Source organism: Escherichia sp. WS1450, from assembly GCF_046487395.1.
GTDB classification, from domain to species: domain Bacteria; phylum Pseudomonadota; class Gammaproteobacteria; order Enterobacterales; family Enterobacteriaceae; genus Escherichia; species Escherichia coli.
On record NZ_JBJQJO010000010.1, the window covers coordinates 160,886 to 177,260 of the forward strand.

Here is a 16,375-nt window from a genome sequence, read left to right on the forward strand (position 1 = left end):
GTAGTAACTTAGTTGAACAATTTTATAATATAATTTGTCTAAGTTGGTTGATGTATCAAAGCCTTTTTCTGAAGAATGAATTGGCGTGATTACTCACGCCAGATTTTAAATTTCAGAACATAGGCTAAGCGTATAGACAGCAGTTTGCCCATCATTGTTAGTCGGTCTCATAACGAAAACAGGCTGACTCCCATTATCAATGTATGTGACTGCAACCCCTCCATCAGGTGTGGCATACATTTTTGCGATGCTTTTTTGACCTATAAAATCAAGTCTCCAAGTCTTACCACCAAGATGTATGGTCATTTTTTTATCTTGTATATCAAAAGTTGAATCTACAGAAACTTTCTGACTTCCCGAGTCAATATGACCTTCCTGTATTGCTTTACAGGAAAAGGTTGTGGCGTGGCCCATCACTGGAATTAACAAAGCGGCAAATACTAGTTTTTTCATTTGTCTCCCTTGATGTGTCAAATGGATGGTGATGCTAATAATACATGATTGATTCAAAATGTCACGATTAGTGCGTGGTTAATTGGTGCGTCAAATTGCATCTTTGTGCCATGCGAAAGAATCTGAGATACCTTTTTGGACAACGAGTAAAAGAGTTCCGTATAGCTATTGGCTTAAGCCAAGAGGCCTTTGCAGATCGGTGTGGTTTTGCTCGTAGTTATATGAGTCGAATTGAGCGTGGTTGCTCTAATGCATCTCTTGATGCAATTGAGGTTCTGGCTGACGCTTTGCGTATTGAGCCTTGGCAGTTACTAGCTTCTGATTCAAGGAAACCTGATGATCAGGAGGTACTTGTTCCTTATGCTGCAGATGGGTCGTGTTTTCATCCAGGATTGGCAAGTACTCGCGATGGTTCGTTTAGAGTAGGGGAAAAATCAGCCCAGAAACGTTTCAGTTCGTTCAATGACGCTCTCGAATACCTTCGTGGAATGGAAACCGCGAAGTGGCGTAGGCCTAATGCTAGTGGTAATTGGGGAATTGTATCTGCGGTTAAATGGGATCGACTGAATCAATAAGATATCAGTAATTTTCGGGCCACTCCACAAGGCAATAAGTGGCTTAGTGGTGATTATCGAAGGGGAATACAAGCGAGCACCTAGGCACCATTGCAAGAACCGCTCAACGCTGAGATCAGCAAGCCCCGATTTCTGCCGACCGTCCCTGTCAAATATCAAGGAGGCATTACGCCTCCTCTTCTTCCTTCTTAATTCGCTGTACCGTCGAAGGAGCAACATTAAAGATCTCGGCGGTTTTACGCACTGACACGCCATCAGAAAGGGCTTTCTTTATACCTTCTCGATCCACTGCCTTACCTTTACCACGCTTTCTAGGATTGACGGCTTGCGCTTCTCGTTTACGTTCTAACATCAGTTCACGTTCACACGTTGCCACTGCCGACAACATAGTAAGCATCATTTTTCCCATCGCGCTTGTAATGTCTGCAATGATCCCTTCTTTGTGAAAGCGAACAATTACACCACGATTATTAAGTTGTTCCACTAAGGCAAGAATGTCTAAGGTGTTACGCCCTAAACGATCAAGAGAGTGGACGTGTAAGGTGTCGCCTTCTCTCAGATAGGCTAAACACGCTTGTAAGCCTGGGCGGTTAGTGTCTTTACCAGACAGCTTATCTTCAAAGACTTTATCGAGAGTTAGTCCTGCAAGCTGGCGATCAGTATTTTGATCTACAGTGCTCACACGCTTATAGCCGATATTGCTCATAAAATCCCCTTGATGTATCGATTTGGCACCACTCCAATGCAAATGAGTGTATTGTATTCATTTGGTCTGTTTCAAGCCTTATGGGTACGGAATATTACACGATTTAGCTGTATTCATTTGGTATACCTAATGGATACACAGGGGAATAGATTAAATGGTGTTCTGTTTATACAGGTTTATTTGCTAGATCAACAAGTTGGCATTTCTAAACAGATGTTTGAACGTTGCCAAATGCCTTGACAACACAAGAAAATGGCTTGCTATGAACGCATTACACGAAATAAGGCTATAAAAACAAAATAAATTTTAAAATTTGCACAAAAACGAGAAAACTCGTTCGATAAATAATAGATTAATTTTTAATCGACAATTTCTGATGGTGCTCTGTAAACCGCATTACACAAGGCTTTGCGAAAGTGATGTAAAAGTGAAGAAAGCTAACATTGCACTTTGAAGCCATTTTTCATTGGATTTTTTAGTAGGGAATTACACAGGGAATAGAGAGCATTATTCTATGATTTACACAGGGAATATAGGGGATGATGGCACACACATAGAAAGGCATTACACAGAGTGAGTGCTATGTGATAAATGGATGTAACGAGAGGTTACATTCAGCTATCTGAAATGCTCTCTGTAAGAAAGTTGGTAGTAACGATACGTTACATAGACTAATTATTGAGTGTAACGATATTACACATCGGTAGTAACGATACGTTACATCGGAAGATGATTGGATGTAACGAAAGGTTACACAATAAGATATATTATTTATAATACTAAATAAAACTATATTATATTATTAATTAGATCATAATAATATTCTTTATATCTATATATATGATCTTTTTGCCTTCCGGCGTTTGCTTCACTCTCTGGCAAGCAGCCTTACTCCGCTACCTTTGGGCTTCGTGGCTGGACCGTTACGCTCACACCGAAAGCAAAGTGTTACTCTTTCTTCGTGTAACTATCGTTAGCGGTAACGCCCACGAAGAAATACTATTGCGCTGTGCGCAGTAAGAGTAATCACCTAAACAATCATACTGATTGCTTACGTGTTAACTCTCTCTAACTCTTAATTACCCTCCTACATTTAATAACGCTGTTATTCGTGTAGTTGTGTAGTTATTTCGAAGAGAGAGCGGCTAAAGCTCAATTACACTCTGCTTTCCTCGTGTAATTTCACTAAGCCTCAATACAATTTCACTTCCTACATTCTGTAGTCGTGTAATTGTTTTCGGTGGAAAAGCCAGAGGCTACACCGAAAGAGAATTCTGATCTTATTAATCTTATCTATCTTAGTTAATCTTCTTACTTTATCTACTTTATTATTAATAATAGCTTTATAAGCTCTCTGTGTAGCTCTCTGACGCAAGAAACAGCATTCAGGAAGGGAATCACCTTAGAAAAGTGTTCTTTGCGTCATAATGTGTTTTATGAAGGATTCAGAGGTCTTTCATAACACAAGGTATAGAGGATACTTTAGTTAATTAAAAATAAGGGGTCTAAATGCTTCTCTAACAGCATTTAGCAGGGTAGGGAATGGAAACGCATTGTCTACATATATAAACTCACTACAGGGCTTTACAGAATGTTTTATAAAGTAACTAATCTAAGAACTCTCTATCTTATATCTAGCATCACCTTTTCATATACCTGACAAATACAAATTAAGCCCCTTAAATAAGCTTCTGGCGAGCTAAACAGCCATTACATAAGGGAATGTATTGCTTTTATCAAAACTTCGTTAGAACGCGTTTTAGCGCATTTTGGCTGGTAATAAAGAATAGCATTACATATGAAAGCACGAATTGCTAAGAAAAAATGTAACTATATTAAAAATATCAATTTTTTTATGAAAAGATATTGACAAATGTCTCTTTCTATGTAATAATAGGTATTAGAGGGATAAGAATAGTTTCCTTTCCTATAAATAATCAAAATCAATGCACTTTGAAGCCGTCAGGTTTGCAAGGTGTTTTTTCTTTTAACCAAATAGAATAAGGAGGTTAATTAATGAAATATTTCACTCCACAGGATGTAGTGGAAGCCTGGAAACGTGGTGAGATCAACCGCTTTAAAGTAAGGATGTACAGGAACACCGCTCGCCGTTGTGGTTATCCAGAGCGTGAAAAATGTTTCGATGCAGCACTAAAAATTATTGATGAACTGCGAAAAAATGAAAAAGGATCTGAAAAAGAATCTGAAACAGAGTAAAGAAGAGAAGGAGAAAACTATGCTCGAAACTAAGAAACCAATTCCGCGCACTTACCTACACGTTGACCCTGAAACCTTCAAGGTTTTATTTGCTGAAGCCAAGAAAAGGCAAATTATGGTCAGTGATTTGATGTTAGGAATCATTACTGAAGCAGCAGAGAATATCAAACAAAAAAAGGTAAATGATCCTCATTCACTTTAGTAGCGCATTAAGCGTGATTTATAAGGAGATTATTCTAATGTCTAAAATTAAATTGATTCGTGAAAAATACCAGTATGTTGATAAACAAACAGGAGAAATTAAAGACCGAACTTTGAATATACCTCATTACTTTTGTGAGATTGAGTTTATCTACTCCTCAAGTGTTGGTGGTGGAAAAGTTAAGTTTAGTGCAGAAATGCAAAAATTATATTGCTATGTTTCAGATTGGGATAAATCAGGGGGAATATGTTTTGAAACACAAACGAAGTTAAGTAAAGTTTGTAGCTGTAGCCGTAAGACAGTTAATGAATTGATTGGTATTATGATTAAAATCGGTCTTTTAGAAGAGGTCGGAGAACGAATTCCAAAACGTCCTTTAAAATTACGTGCGCTACCTCTCACAGATGCACATATTACTCCCCCAGGAGAATCATCACTCTCTGATCTTTCTGAGGCAGAAGAAGCACAGGAACAACCTAAAGGCCATAAACAGCCTTCTTTTGATGTTCTTGATGATTGGTTGGATGCGCCTTTACCGTGGGAGACGGAAGAAACTCCTGTTTCACCAATATTTGATGAAAAGGTAACGAATGATAGGGAGGATGTGTTAGAAAATTTTGCCTCTCTTATTATCAAGCAGAAGCATACAAGAACAGGAGGAGCATCATTTATAGAATTTGCAACATCGTTAGCCTATAAGCACAGGTTAAAGCTACCAAATGGTATTGAGGCATATTTTGCTAAGAAACATCCCAAAGTATATGAAGACTTTGATATTCCATTTTAATAAGGAGGGTTATGATTCAATATTTAGTGAAAAATAAAATAGAATTCATCTATTCCACTCTCTAAAAATCTCTCTGTGTAATATAAAATGAAAATATTATGGTATTAGCTATGTATTGGTTATTGTTCTTTCTGGCCTTAGAAACATATGCAAGTAAGTCTGGAAAACGAAAGTAATATATTGATGATTTGTTTGTTATAACTTCGTGGTGTCAAGTCCAGCAGCTTTGAGTCGCTCGGTAAGATTTCTCATTTTGCTGAACTCTGTACCAAAGCTGGCTTTAAATCCTACACCTTCACAAAACTCTTTTGCCATAACCTTTTTCAGATGGTCAGCATATTTGATCATCTGGAGGTGCATTTCCATCGTTTGGCTATTTCGTGGTGCGCAGCTAATGGCTTGCTTAATGTTCTCGTAGATCTGGGTTTCTGTCATTTTTTATCTCACCTATCAAATTTAGAAAAATAATATTAATTAGCTAATTAATATTATCAATGGTTTTCACCATCTGAATGATAGTCGTTAATTGTTTCTTTTTCATTCCTTCTATGGGGTACAAAATGGGGTACACAGAGAAGAAGCAATTAATGGAGGCGAGCTTGCATCTGCAAGCCACTTCCCCTAAGCTGGCACAAAATATAGAGATTCAACCAAACGACTCGGGGTGCCCTTCTGCGTGAAGGCTGAGAAATACCCGTATCACCTGATCTGGATAATGCCAGCGTAGGGAAGTCACGGACCACCAGGTCATTGCTTCTTCACGTTATGGCAGGAGCAAACTATGCAAGTCGACCTGCTGAGTTCCGCGCAATCTGCGCACGCGTTACACCTTTTTCACCAACATTCCCCTCTTGTGCACTGCATGACCAACGATGTGGTGCAAACCTTTACTGCCAATACCTTGCTGGCGCTCGGTGCATCGCCAGCGATGGTTATCGAAACCGAAGAGGCCAGTCAGTTTGCGGCTATCGCCAGTGCGTTGCTGATTAACGTTGGCACGCTGACGCAGCCACGCGCACAGGCGATGCGTGCCGCCGTTGAACAGGCAAAACGCTCTCAAACACCCTGGACGCTTGATCCAGTAGCGGTTGGTGCACTCGACTATCGCCTCCGTTTTTGTCTGGAACTTCTGTCTCATAAGCCAACCGCCATACGTGGTAATGCTTCGGAAATCATGGCATTAGCTGGCATTGCTAATGGCGGACGGGGAGTGGATACCACTGACGCCGCAGCTAATGCGATACCCGCTGCACAAACACTGGCACGGGAAACTGGCGCAATCGTCGTGGTCACAGGCGAGGTGGATTATGTTACCGATGGTCGTCGCACCGTTGTCATTCACGGTGGCGATCCGCTAATGACCAAAGTGGTAGGAACTGGCTGTGCATTATCGGCGGTTGTCGCTGCCTGTTGTACGCTACCAGGCGATACGCTGGAAAATATCGCATCTGCCTGTCACTGGATGAAACAAGCCGGAGAACGCGCAGTCGCCAGTAGCGAGGGGCCAGGCAGTTTTGTTCCACATTTCCTTGATGCGCTCTGGCAATTGACGCCGGAGGTGCAGGCATGAAACGAATTAACGCTCTGACGATTGCCGGTACTGATCCGAGTGGTGGTGCGGGGATTCAGGCCGATCTTAAAACCTTCTCGGCACTTGGCGCTTATGGTTGCTCAGTGATTACTGCACTGGTGGCGCAAAATACCCGTGGCGTACAGTCGGTGTATCGCATTGAGCCTGATTTTGTCGCCGCCCAGCTCGATTCGGTGTTCAGCGATGTGCGAATCGACACCACTAAAATCGGTATGTTGGCGGAAACCGATATTGTTGAAGCGGTGGCAGAAAGGTTGCAACGTTATCAGATCCAAAACGTGGTACTCGACACCGTTATGCTGGCAAAAAGCGGCGACCCGCTGCTTTCACCTTCGGCGGTTGCTACGCTGCGCAGTCGATTATTGCCACAGGTTTCATTAATAACGCCAAACTTGCCCGAAGCTGCCGCCTTGCTCGACGCGCCACACGCGCGCACCGAACAGGAAATGCTGGAACAAGGGCGATCGCTGTTGGCGATGGGCTGTGGCGCAGTGCTAATGAAAGGTGGTCATCTGGATGATGAGCAAAGCCCGGACTGGCTGTTTACCCGCGAGGGTGAACAACGGTTTACCGCACCGCGCATTATGACCAAAAACACCCACGGCACTGGTTGTACACTCTCTGCGGCGTTGGCTGCACTACGCCCGCGCCATACAAACTGGGCTGACACCGTACAGGAGGCAAAAAGCTGGCTTTCATCGGCGTTAGCCCAGGCCGACACGCTGGAAGTTGGTCACGGTATTGGTCCGGTTCACCACTTCCACGCCTGGTGGTGAGCACCGTACTATAGCTGCTTTGGTTATTGTCAGCCTTTGGCGCTGACATTCAGGGATGAAACCAATGCAGTTGAGAATCACCAGTCGAAAAAAATTCACCGTTTTATTATGCGCTCTTGGGCTAATTTCCATCGTTGCAATTTATCCGCGTCAGACGGTGAATTTTTTCTATTCGACAGCAATTCAGATTAAAGACTACATCCACTTCTACGGTTATCGTCCGGTCAAATCTTTTGCTATTCGCATTCCTGCCAGTTACACCATTCATGGTATTGATGTTTCACGCTGGCAGGAACGGATCGACTGGCAGCGGGTGGCAAAAATGCGCGATAACGGTATTCGCTTGCAGTTTGCCTTTATCAAGGCGACGGAAGGCGAAAAGCTGGTGGACCCCTATTTTTCGCGTAACTGGCAACTAAGCCGCGAAAATGGCCTGCTGCGCGGGGCGTATCATTATTTCTCCCCGTCGGTATCCGCTTCAGTTCAGGCGCGATTATTTCTGCAAACGGTGGATTTTGCCCACGGCGATCTTCCTGCCGTGCTGGACGTAGAAGAACGGGGAAAATTATCGGCAAAAGAATTACGCAAGCGGGTAAGTCAGTGGCTAAAAATGGTCGAAAAACGCACGGGAAAAAAGCCGGTTATTTACTCAGGAGCCGTTTTTTATCACTCGAATCTGGCGGGCTATTTTAATGAATATCCATGGTGGGTGGCTCACTATTATCAACGTCGTCCGGACAATGACGGCATGGCCTGGCGCTTCTGGCAGCATTCCGACCGTGGACAGGTAGATGGCATTAATGGTCCGGTGGATTTTAATGTGTTTAATGGCACGGTGGAGGAGTTGCAGGCATTCGTTGATGGGATTAAAGAAACGCCTTAAATAAGAAGCAGTGATATACTCCCACCAGACTCCCTGGCAGGAAAAAGACAAATGGAACAAGCGCATACCCAGCTGATTGCCCAACTGAACGAACGTATTTTAGCGGCTGATAACACGCCGCTTTATATTAAGTTTGCCGAAACGGTAAAAAATGCCGTGCGCAGCGGGGTGCTGGAGCATGGCAATATTTTGCCCGGTGAGCGTGATTTAAGTCAGTTAACCGGCGTTTCGCGCATTACGGTGCGCAAGGCGATGCAGGCGCTGGAAGAAGAGGGCGTGGTGACGCGTTCGCGCGGTTACGGTACGCAGATCAACAACATCTTCGAATACTCGTTGAAAGAAGCGCGAGGTTTTTCTCAGCAGGTGGTATTGCGCGGGAAAAAGCCCGATACGCTATGGGTTAACAAGCGTGTCGTGAAATGTCCCGAAGAAGTCGCGCAGCAGCTAGCGGTCGAAGCAGGAAGTAATGTCTTTTTGCTTAAGCGTATTCGCTATGTCGATGAAGAAGCGGTATCAATTGAGGAATCGTGGGTTCCAGCGCATTTAATTCATGATGTTGATGCCATCGGAATTTCTCTTTATGACTACTTCCGCAGCCAGCACATTTACCCACAACGTACGCGTTCCCGCGTTAGCGCCCGGATGCCGGATGCCGAGTTTCAGTCACATATTCAGTTAGATAGCAAAATACCGGTGCTGGTGATCAAGCAAGTGGCGCTTGACCAACAGCAACGGCCTATTGAGTACAGCATCAGCCACTGTCGCAGCGATCTATACGTTTTTGTGTGCGAGGAGTAGTTCCTCGCGCGTTGGCGCACAATCACCGCCCCGATGCCCGACAACCCACGACGCCACTGCATTGCCCAGTAATACGGCATCCGCCAGTGGCAGACCAGAGGCCAGCCCGGCAAGTACGCCACCTGCATGACTGTCGCCCGCCCCAATGGTGTCTACAACTTGCGTTGGAAATGCCGGAATGCAGCCAGAAGCGTCGTTGCTGAAATACCATGCGCCCTCTTTATCGAGACGAACGATCAACGGCGCGGCAAATTTCTCCTGCCATTGCTTGCCAAGTGTTGTTATCTCTGCGGATAAAGCAAAACGTTCGGCGGCAATCTCAGCCTCCTGACGATTGAGTGACACTAAAGGTCGACAGGCCATGATCCGCGCCAGTAATGCGTCCGGGATATCGCCAATACGTGGGCCAAAATCGATAAACGGCGTCACGTCTTGCAGCTCTTCCAGCCATTCCACTAACAATTCGCCGCAGGGCGAGGCCAGTTGATAACCGGAAAAATAGAGCAGGCTGCCAGGCGCAACGGTTAATCGTGCCAACCATTGGCGATTCCATTGATTTTCCACACCGCTGAATGACATAAAAGTGCGTTCGCCATCCGGCTCAACCAGCGCCAGACACCAGCCGTTATCGCCTTCGGCGTTATCGATCAGGCTGATTAACCCCTCTTTCGCCATCCGGTTGCGAATAATCTCCGCCCACACGCCCTGACCGAGCGGCAAGGCATTACCCGCTTCGATGCCGAGGCGCTTTAACGCCACGGCAATATTCAGTGCGCAGCCGCCAACGTTAACGCTCTGCTGTTTCAGTTCGATATCGCACCCACGCCAGGGGAGGGCATAAGCGTCGGCGATCACATCAATGACCGCCGCGCCGACGACCATCACCGGCTGACGCGTGGCTAATTCAGGCAGCAGCGTGTGTAATCGAGCGCCGCTCATATCGCCTCCTGTTGTTGGCGATACTTCGCCAGCGCCGTGGCATAGCGGTTGAAATCAAGCTGATTTACCGCATCCAGTTCCGTCTTTAACGCAGGATCGATTGCGTTAACGCCATGCAATGCGCCGCAAATTGCCGTCGCCATAGCACCGATGGTGTCTGTGTCGCCGCCAAGGTTAGCGCACAGGACGGCGCAACGGTTCGGGTCGGTTTGTGCCAGTTCAACCAGCGCAATGGCGCACGGAACGGACTCAATAGTGCTGGTACCTGCGCCAACGACCTGGTAAAGCTGTTCGCTGGCGGATTCGATGCCGTCGGCATTGCGCACAATTTTCAGCGCAATCTCCAGACGTGCTGCCAGTGAGGCGCTGAAGGTAGTGATGCGTTTTTGTTGAGCATGTCGCGCAATTGAAGGCAGTGAATCAACAATTGCTGACCAGCTTTCTCCGTCAATGGCACGAGAAATCGCCCATGCGATGACTACCGCCCCCGCAACCGCCAGATCGGATTTATGTGTCGGGCTGGAGGCCAGCGCCACATCATCAATAAAGGAATCAACATCACGCGCTGGAAGCAAACAACCTAATGGCGAGACGCGCATCGCTGCGCCGTTGGTCACGCCGTTATTTTCCAGTTCAGCAACGGGTTTACCGTCGCGAATGGCGTTAAGCGCAATCTTCGAGGTCGGACCTAGTACGTTTTTGTTAAAGGCGTCGAAACGCAGCGCCCAGTCGAGAATATTACGCCCAATCAGATCTGGATCGATCTTGCCTTCACGTTCCAGTAACGCATCCGCCAGACACAGCGCCATCGAGGTATCGTCGGTGAATTCGGCGCGGTTAAAATAACAGGCTGCGTTATTCTCCTTTGGTCCAGGCAGAAAACGATCAATCCAGCCAAAGTGTGCTTTAACGCGGCTGCGTGGCCAAAGCTCGGAGGGCATCCCCATCGCATCCCCTAACGCCTGCCCATAAAGAGCACCGAGAATACGTTCTGTTTTCATTTAACTTCCCCTTGTGTCAACGCAATATCGCGATCATCGACCTTGATAGCCGTAATTTCGTTGTCGGATTCGCGGAAAAAAATCATGAACAGCACGGCGATAATGGCAATCATCACCGCGCCAAAAATCCACATCCCGGACCAGTTGAAAGTCAGTCCGTTTACCGGTTCCTGATAAGCGAACATCTTTTCCATCATCACACCGCCAAGACGATAGCCGAGCAAACTGCCGAAGCCCTGGCAGCAGAGCGTGATCAGCCCCTGCGCGGCGGTACGCATATGCACGGGGGCTTTTTTATCGACATAGATGTAAGCGGTAACGTAGTAAAAATCGTAACTTACGCCGTGAAGCAAAATACCGAGGAACAGTAACGCGTAGGTGAAATATTCATCCGCACTACCGTAAATAAAGAAGCCATAGCGGATCGCAGCGGTGACCAGACCAAGTAATAATACCTTTTTGATACCAAAGCGTTTGGTGAAAAACGGCAATGCCAGCATAAAGAAGATTTCAGAGAACTGGCCGAGCGTCATCCAGCCAGTGGCGTTTTTCATACCGACTTCGGTCAGATAACCGTTGGCAAAGATGTAATAGAACGCCAGTGGCATCGCAAACAGGAATGAACAGAAGAAAAAGACGAGGAAGTTTTTATCGCGCAGCAGGATCAGCGCATCCAGGCCGAGCATGACTTTAATGTCCATTTTGCCGGTGCTTTTTGGCGGCGTGTCGGGCAGGAAAAACGCAAACACACCGAGCAGAGCAGAACTTCCGGCAGTAATCAGCAGCGGGATGTTAGTCGGAGAGATATCGGCATAACCCAGCATTTGCGGCAAAAATCCACATGCCAGACCAGAGGCAATCCAGCCGATAGTGCCCATCACACGAATGCGTGGGAAATCACGCTCCACATCCGGCACGTTGGCAAAAGCGATACTGTTAGTCAGCGCAATGGTCGGCATATAGGTTAGCGAGTAGGCCAGCAGTAACGGGAAGAACCCGGCAAAAGTGGTCTGTTGCGCAGCGAAATACATCAGCGCCGCACCAGCGAACATCAATACCGCCAGCACTTTCTGCGCCGAGAAAAAGCGGTCAGTGATGGAGCCAACCAGAATTGGCGACAGGATCGCCGCAATGGCGGTACAGGCATACGACCAGCCAATTTCTCCGGCACTAAAACCGCTTTTACTTAACCACAACCACAATGGCACAAACCACGCGCCCCAGATAAACCATTCAACAAACATCATGAACGACAGCTTTGCTGTTGTTTTCATCTTTTAATTCCTTCATGACAGGTAATGTAAGGTACGCGATGACAATACCATTTAATAATACCTTTTAAATACCTTTGCGGTGAAAACTTGACCGCGGTAACATTTTTTCTGATGAATCGAGCCAACAGAAAACGCTGATAAAACATCCAAAAGATGGAAAAACTCGCCTGTAACGACCAGGATTATGATTGCCCGCAAAAGGCGGGCCAGGACAATCCATAGCCGATATCCAATCGGAATTTACGGGAGCATAGTAATGACAGATATTGCGCAGTTGCTTGGCAAAGACGCCGACAACCTTTTACAGCACCGTTGTATGACTATTCCTTCTGACCAGCTTTATCTCCCCGGACATGACTACGTAGACCGCGTGATGATTGACAATAATCGCCCGCCAGCGGTGTTACGTAATATGCAGACGTTGTACAACACCGGGCGTCTGGCTGGCACAGGATATCTTTCTATTCTGCCGGTTGACCAGGGCGTTGAGCACTCTGCCGGAGCTTCATTTGCCGCTAACCCGCTCTACTTTGACCCGAAAAACATTGTTGAACTGGCGATCGAAGCGGGCTGTAACTGTGTGGCGTCAACTTACGGCGTGCTGGCATCGGTATCGCGGCGTTACGCGCATCGCATTCCATTCCTCGTCAAACTTAATCACAACGAGACGCTAAGTTACCCGAATACCTACGATCAAACGCTGTATGCCAGCGTGGAGCAGGCCTTCAACATGGGCGCGGTGGCGGTTGGTGCGACTATCTATTTTGGTTCGGAAGAGTCACGTCGCCAGATTGAAGAAATTTCTGCGGCTTTTGAACGTGCGCACGAGCTGGGCATGGTGACAGTGCTGTGGGCCTATTTGCGTAACTCCGCCTTTAAGAAAGATGGCGTTGATTACCATGTTTCCGCCGACCTGACCGGTCAGGCAAACCATCTGGCGGCGACCATAGGTGCAGATATCGTTAAACAAAAAATGGCGGAAAATAACGGCGGCTATAAAGCGATTAATTACGGTTATACCGACGATCGCGTGTACAGCAAGTTGACCAGCGAAAACCCGATTGATCTGGTGCGTTATCAGTTAGCTAACTGCTATATGGGCCGCGCAGGGTTGATAAACTCCGGCGGTGCTGCAGGCGGTGAAACTGACCTCAGCGATGCAGTGCGTACTGCGGTTATCAACAAACGCGCAGGCGGAATGGGGCTGATTCTTGGACGTAAGGCGTTCAAGAAATCGATGGCTGACGGCGTGAAACTGATTAACGCCGTGCAGGACGTTTATCTCGATAGCAAAATTACTATTGCCTGATACGCCTTATACGAACAGCACTACCACGTATGACGGAAAAGGCGTTTACGTCGCATCCGGCATAAAAACACGCGCACTTTGCTACGGCTTCCCTATCGGGAGGCCGTTTTTTTGCCTGTCATTCTGATTAATTTTCGAATTGTCGTTTTTGTGATCATTATCTCGACATTTGAAAACAAATCATTTCATTATGTTTTGAAATCGAAAGTAAACGACAGGATATGAAAATGTACGTGGTATCGACAAAGCAGATGCTGAACAACGCACAGCGCGGCGGTTATGCGGTTCCGGCATTCAATATTCACAATCTCGAAACGATGCAAGTGGTGGTAGAAACCGCTGCCAACCTGCATGCACCGGTCATCATCGCCGGAACGCCTGGCACATTTACTCATGCTGGTACAGAAAATCTGTTGGCGCTGGTCAGCGCGATGGCGAAGCAATATCACCATCCACTGGCAATTCATCTCGACCATCACACGAAATTTGACGATATCGCTCAGAAGGTTCGTTCTGGCGTGCGCTCAGTCATGATTGACGCCTCGCATTTGCCTTTTGCGCAAAATATTTCACGGGTCAAAGAGGTGGTGGATTTTTGCCATCGCTTTGATGTCAGCGTCGAAGCGGAGCTGGGGCAACTTGGCGGCCAGGAAGATGATGTGCAAGTCAATGAAGCCGATGCGTTGTACACCAACCCTGTTCAGGCGCGTGAATTTGCCGAGGCAACCGGGATTGATTCCCTGGCGGTCGCCATCGGCACGGCTCATGGTATGTATGCCAGCGCACCGGTGCTTGATTTTTCTCGACTGGAGAACATTCGCCAGTGGGTGAACTTACCGCTGGTGCTGCATGGCGCGTCAGGGTTATCGACTAAGGATATTCAGCAAACCATCAAACTGGGGATATGCAAAATCAACGTTGCAACGGAGCTGAAAAATGCCTTCTCGCAGGCGTTAAAAAATTACCTGACCGAGCACCCCGAAGCGACCGATCCCCGGGATTATTTGCAGTCGGCTAAATCCGCAATGCGCGATGTGGTGAGCAAAGTGATTGCCGATTGTGGCTGCGAGGGCAGGGCATAACGCACCTGCCATTTAACAAGGAAAAAACATGAAAACGTTAATTGCCCGGCATAAAGCTGGTGAACATATTGGCATATGTTCAGTCTGTTCTGCCCATCCGTTGGTTATCGAAGCGGCGCTGGCATTTGATCGCAACAGCACGCGCAAAGTGCTGATTGAAGCAACGTCAAACCAGGTCAATCAATTTGGCGGTTATACCGGCATGACACCGGCGGACTTTCGCGAATTTGTTTTTGCGATTGCCGATAGAGTTGGGTTTGCGCGCGAACGCATTATTCTCGGCGGCGACCATCTGGGGCCAAACTGCTGGCAGCAAGAAAATGCGGATGCGGCGATGGAAAAATCCGTCGAGCTGGTAAAGGCATATGTTCGTGCCGGCTTCAGTAAAATTCATCTTGATGCGTCAATGTCCTGCGCGGGGGATCCCATACCGTTAGCACCAGAAACGGTTGCGGAACGAGCTGCTGTGCTTTGCTTTGCTGCGGAAAGTGTGGCGACAGATTGCCAGCGTGAGCAACTGAGCTATGTCATTGGCACCGAAGTGCCGGTTCCGGGCGGTGAGGCCAGCGCCATTCAGTCAGTACACATCACCCATGTTGAAGATGCCGCCAATACTTTACGTACGCATCAAAAGGCCTTTATTGCCCGTGGGCTGGCAGAGGCGTTAACACGCGTGATTGCCATTGTGGTGCAGCCAGGCGTGGAATTTGATCACAGCAATATTATCCATTATCAGCCGCAGGAAGCACAGCCGCTGGCGCAATGGATAGAAAACACCCGAATGGTTTATGAAGCACATTCTACCGATTACCAGACCCGGACGGCTTATTGGGAATTAGTCCGCGATCACTTTGCAATATTGAAAGTCGGTCCCGCATTAACCTTTGCTTTACGTGAGGCGATATTTGCGTTGGCACAAATTGAGCAGGAACTTATCGCCCCCGAAAATCGCAGCGGTTGCCTGGCTGTAATTGAAGAAGTGATGCTCGACGAACCGCAGTACTGGAAGAAATATTATCGCCCGGGTTTTAACGATTCATTACTGGATATTCGTTACAGCCTGTCGGATCGTATTCGTTATTACTGGCCGCATAGTCGGATTAAAAATAGCGTCGAAACGATGATGGTGAATCTGGAAGGCATGGAAATCCCTCTGGGCATGATTAGTCAGTATCTTCCTAAACAATTTGAACGCATTCAGTCCGGGGAATTATCAGCAATACCGCATCAGTTGATTATGGATAAAATTTATGATGTTTTGCGCGCCTATCGCTACGGCTGTGCGGAATAAGGACGGTATATGACTAACCTGTTTGTTCGTAGCGGAATTTCTTTTGTCGATCGTAGCGAAGTTTTAACCCATATCGGTAATGAGATGCTCGCGAAAGGTGTGGTTCATGATACCTGGCCACAGGCATTAATTGCCAGAGAAGCAGAATTCCCTACCGGGATAATGCTTGAGCAGCACGCCATTGCAATACCGCATTGTGAGGCGATTCATGCTAAGTCGTCAGCCATTTATCTGTTAAGGCCAACAAATAAAGTTCATTTTCAGCAAGCGGATGATGATAATGACGTGGCGGTATCGTTGGTTATTGCGTTGATTGTGGAAAATCCGCAGCAGCAATTGAAACTTTTACGCTGTTTATTTGGCAAGTTACAACAGCCCGAGATCGTCGAGACACTAATTACTCTTCCTGAAACTCAGTTAAAGGAATACTTCACAAAGTATGTTTTAGATTCAGACGAATAAATCCCTCTGTAACAATAAAAAGGACTATT

18 protein-coding genes and 1 riboswitch are annotated in these 16,375 nt (G+C 46.7%); of the genes, 12 read left to right on the forward strand and 6 right to left on the reverse strand.

What is annotated here, in order from left to right; translation table 11 throughout:
- Window positions 1-105: 105 nt before the first annotated feature.
- Window positions 106-453, reverse strand: a complete 348-nt coding sequence (locus tag ACJHYR_RS14365) for a hypothetical protein (protein WP_000737404.1) — start codon at window positions 451-453, stop codon at window positions 106-108.
- Window positions 454-563: 110 nt separating this feature from the next.
- Between ACJHYR_RS14365 and ACJHYR_RS14370 the strand changes: the two genes are divergently transcribed.
- The gene (locus tag ACJHYR_RS14370) at window positions 564-1,028 is read left to right on the forward strand and encodes a helix-turn-helix domain-containing protein (protein ID WP_024190854.1); all 465 of its coding nucleotides are present in this window, start codon (window positions 564-566) and stop codon (window positions 1,026-1,028) included.
- Window positions 1,029-1,194: 166 nt separating this feature from the next.
- On the opposite strand, the gene ACJHYR_RS14375 is transcribed toward ACJHYR_RS14370, so the two are convergent.
- Window positions 1,195-1,734 (reverse strand): recombinase family protein, encoded by a 540-nt coding sequence (locus ACJHYR_RS14375; protein ID WP_000065228.1) that lies wholly within the window; start codon window positions 1,732-1,734, stop codon window positions 1,195-1,197.
- A 2,016-nt stretch (window positions 1,735-3,750) separates the two neighbouring features.
- On the opposite strand from ACJHYR_RS14375, the gene ACJHYR_RS14380 reads away from it, so the two are divergent.
- The 3 genes from ACJHYR_RS14380 to ACJHYR_RS14390 are packed head-to-tail and all read left to right on the forward strand — an operon-like array spanning window position 3,751 to window position 4,940.
- On the forward strand, window positions 3,751-3,951 hold the full coding sequence (locus tag ACJHYR_RS14380; protein ID WP_000873437.1) for a hypothetical protein: 201 nt from the start codon (window positions 3,751-3,753) through the stop codon (window positions 3,949-3,951).
- A gap of 19 nt (window positions 3,952-3,970) precedes the next feature.
- Window positions 3,971-4,153 carry a hypothetical protein gene (locus ACJHYR_RS14385; protein WP_000894473.1) on the forward strand — a complete coding sequence of 61 codons (183 nt, stop codon included), beginning with the start codon at window positions 3,971-3,973 and terminating at the stop codon, window positions 4,151-4,153.
- A 37-nt stretch (window positions 4,154-4,190) separates the two neighbouring features.
- Window positions 4,191-4,940 (forward strand): hypothetical protein, encoded by a 750-nt coding sequence (locus ACJHYR_RS14390; protein WP_059327985.1) that lies wholly within the window; start codon window positions 4,191-4,193, stop codon window positions 4,938-4,940.
- Window positions 4,941-5,135: 195 nt separating this feature from the next.
- On the opposite strand, the gene ACJHYR_RS14395 is transcribed toward ACJHYR_RS14390, so the two are convergent.
- Window positions 5,136-5,375, reverse strand: a complete 240-nt coding sequence (locus tag ACJHYR_RS14395) for a hypothetical protein (protein WP_059327986.1) — start codon at window positions 5,373-5,375, stop codon at window positions 5,136-5,138.
- Between the two features lie 215 nt (window positions 5,376-5,590).
- A riboswitch (TPP riboswitch) is annotated at window positions 5,591-5,687 on the forward strand.
- A 34-nt stretch (window positions 5,688-5,721) separates the two neighbouring features.
- On the opposite strand from ACJHYR_RS14395, the gene thiM reads away from it, so the two are divergent.
- From thiM to ACJHYR_RS14415, 4 genes are all read left to right on the forward strand, one after another.
- Complete coding sequence (thiM, locus tag ACJHYR_RS14400) at window positions 5,722-6,510, forward strand: hydroxyethylthiazole kinase (protein ID WP_059327987.1); 789 nt, start codon at window positions 5,722-5,724, stop codon at window positions 6,508-6,510.
- Window positions 6,507-7,307 (forward strand): bifunctional hydroxymethylpyrimidine kinase/phosphomethylpyrimidine kinase, encoded by an 801-nt coding sequence (gene thiD, locus ACJHYR_RS14405; RefSeq protein ID WP_000822274.1) that lies wholly within the window; start codon window positions 6,507-6,509, stop codon window positions 7,305-7,307. Before thiM ends, thiD begins: the two co-directional genes overlap by 4 nt.
- A 64-nt stretch (window positions 7,308-7,371) precedes the next feature.
- On the forward strand, window positions 7,372-8,190 hold the full coding sequence (locus ACJHYR_RS14410; protein WP_001314863.1) for a glycoside hydrolase family 25 protein: 819 nt from the start codon (window positions 7,372-7,374) through the stop codon (window positions 8,188-8,190).
- 51 nt (window positions 8,191-8,241) lie between these two features.
- Window positions 8,242-8,988, forward strand: coding sequence for a GntR family transcriptional regulator (locus ACJHYR_RS14415; RefSeq protein WP_000434044.1), 747 nt, complete (start codon window positions 8,242-8,244; stop codon window positions 8,986-8,988).
- On the opposite strand, the gene ACJHYR_RS14420 is transcribed toward ACJHYR_RS14415, so the two are convergent.
- Genes ACJHYR_RS14420 through ACJHYR_RS14430 form a run of 3 tightly spaced genes read right to left on the reverse strand, consistent with a single transcriptional unit; the run spans window position 8,962 to window position 12,202 of the window.
- Entirely contained in the window at window positions 8,962-9,927 is a 966-nt protein-coding gene (locus ACJHYR_RS14420; protein ID WP_000011940.1) for a carbohydrate kinase family protein, read from the reverse strand. The two genes, ACJHYR_RS14415 and ACJHYR_RS14420, sit on opposite strands and share 27 nt — an antisense overlap.
- The gene (locus tag ACJHYR_RS14425) at window positions 9,924-10,928 is read right to left on the reverse strand and encodes an ADP-ribosylglycohydrolase family protein (protein WP_410233114.1); all 1,005 of its coding nucleotides are present in this window, start codon (window positions 10,926-10,928) and stop codon (window positions 9,924-9,926) included. Before ACJHYR_RS14425 ends, ACJHYR_RS14420 begins: the two co-directional genes overlap by 4 nt.
- On the reverse strand, window positions 10,925-12,202 hold the full coding sequence (locus ACJHYR_RS14430; protein ID WP_137489344.1) for a nucleoside permease: 1,278 nt from the start codon (window positions 12,200-12,202) through the stop codon (window positions 10,925-10,927). Before ACJHYR_RS14430 ends, ACJHYR_RS14425 begins: the two co-directional genes overlap by 4 nt.
- A 256-nt stretch (window positions 12,203-12,458) precedes the next feature.
- On the opposite strand from ACJHYR_RS14430, the gene fbaB reads away from it, so the two are divergent.
- The 4 genes from fbaB (at window position 12,459) to gatA (ending at window position 16,346) form a co-directional block, all read left to right on the forward strand.
- A complete protein-coding gene (gene fbaB / locus ACJHYR_RS14435; protein WP_000129551.1) occupies window positions 12,459-13,511 on the forward strand; it encodes a class I fructose-bisphosphate aldolase in 1,053 nt (350 codons plus the stop codon).
- Between the two features lie 227 nt (window positions 13,512-13,738).
- Entirely contained in the window at window positions 13,739-14,593 is an 855-nt protein-coding gene (gene gatY, locus ACJHYR_RS14440; protein WP_001306380.1) for a tagatose-bisphosphate aldolase subunit GatY, read from the forward strand.
- Between the two features lie 28 nt (window positions 14,594-14,621).
- Window positions 14,622-15,884, forward strand: a complete 1,263-nt coding sequence (gene gatZ, locus ACJHYR_RS14445) for a tagatose-bisphosphate aldolase subunit GatZ (RefSeq protein WP_000853852.1) — start codon at window positions 14,622-14,624, stop codon at window positions 15,882-15,884.
- 9 nt (window positions 15,885-15,893) lie between these two features.
- Complete coding sequence (gene gatA / locus ACJHYR_RS14450) at window positions 15,894-16,346, forward strand: PTS galactitol transporter subunit IIA (RefSeq protein WP_000182900.1); 453 nt, start codon at window positions 15,894-15,896, stop codon at window positions 16,344-16,346.
- Window positions 16,347-16,375 lie beyond the last annotated feature (29 nt).

Coding starts and splice junctions, on each gene's coding strand:
- ACJHYR_RS14365 (WP_000737404.1), bottom strand. CDS start 453: ATGAAAAAACTAGTATTTGCCGCTTTGTTAATTCCAGTGATGGGCCAC.
- ACJHYR_RS14370 (WP_024190854.1), top strand. CDS start 564: ATGCGAAAGAATCTGAGATACCTTTTTGGACAACGAGTAAAAGAGTTC.
- ACJHYR_RS14375 (WP_000065228.1), bottom strand. CDS start 1,734: ATGAGCAATATCGGCTATAAGCGTGTGAGCACTGTAGATCAAAATACT.
- ACJHYR_RS14380 (WP_000873437.1), top strand. CDS start 3,751: ATGAAATATTTCACTCCACAGGATGTAGTGGAAGCCTGGAAACGTGGT.
- ACJHYR_RS14385 (WP_000894473.1), top strand. CDS start 3,971: ATGCTCGAAACTAAGAAACCAATTCCGCGCACTTACCTACACGTTGAC.
- ACJHYR_RS14390 (WP_059327985.1), top strand. CDS start 4,191: ATGTCTAAAATTAAATTGATTCGTGAAAAATACCAGTATGTTGATAAA.
- ACJHYR_RS14395 (WP_059327986.1), bottom strand. CDS start 5,375: ATGACAGAAACCCAGATCTACGAGAACATTAAGCAAGCCATTAGCTGC.
- thiM (WP_059327987.1), top strand. CDS start 5,722: ATGCAAGTCGACCTGCTGAGTTCCGCGCAATCTGCGCACGCGTTACAC.
- thiD (WP_000822274.1), top strand. CDS start 6,507: ATGAAACGAATTAACGCTCTGACGATTGCCGGTACTGATCCGAGTGGT.
- ACJHYR_RS14410 (WP_001314863.1), top strand. CDS start 7,372: ATGCAGTTGAGAATCACCAGTCGAAAAAAATTCACCGTTTTATTATGC.
- ACJHYR_RS14415 (WP_000434044.1), top strand. CDS start 8,242: ATGGAACAAGCGCATACCCAGCTGATTGCCCAACTGAACGAACGTATT.
- ACJHYR_RS14420 (WP_000011940.1), bottom strand. CDS start 9,927: ATGAGCGGCGCTCGATTACACACGCTGCTGCCTGAATTAGCCACGCGT.
- ACJHYR_RS14425 (WP_410233114.1), bottom strand. CDS start 10,928: ATGAAAACAGAACGTATTCTCGGTGCTCTTTATGGGCAGGCGTTAGGG.
- ACJHYR_RS14430 (WP_137489344.1), bottom strand. CDS start 12,202: ATGAAAACAACAGCAAAGCTGTCGTTCATGATGTTTGTTGAATGGTTT.
- fbaB (WP_000129551.1), top strand. CDS start 12,459: ATGACAGATATTGCGCAGTTGCTTGGCAAAGACGCCGACAACCTTTTA.
- gatY (WP_001306380.1), top strand. CDS start 13,739: ATGTACGTGGTATCGACAAAGCAGATGCTGAACAACGCACAGCGCGGC.
- gatZ (WP_000853852.1), top strand. CDS start 14,622: ATGAAAACGTTAATTGCCCGGCATAAAGCTGGTGAACATATTGGCATA.
- gatA (WP_000182900.1), top strand. CDS start 15,894: ATGACTAACCTGTTTGTTCGTAGCGGAATTTCTTTTGTCGATCGTAGC.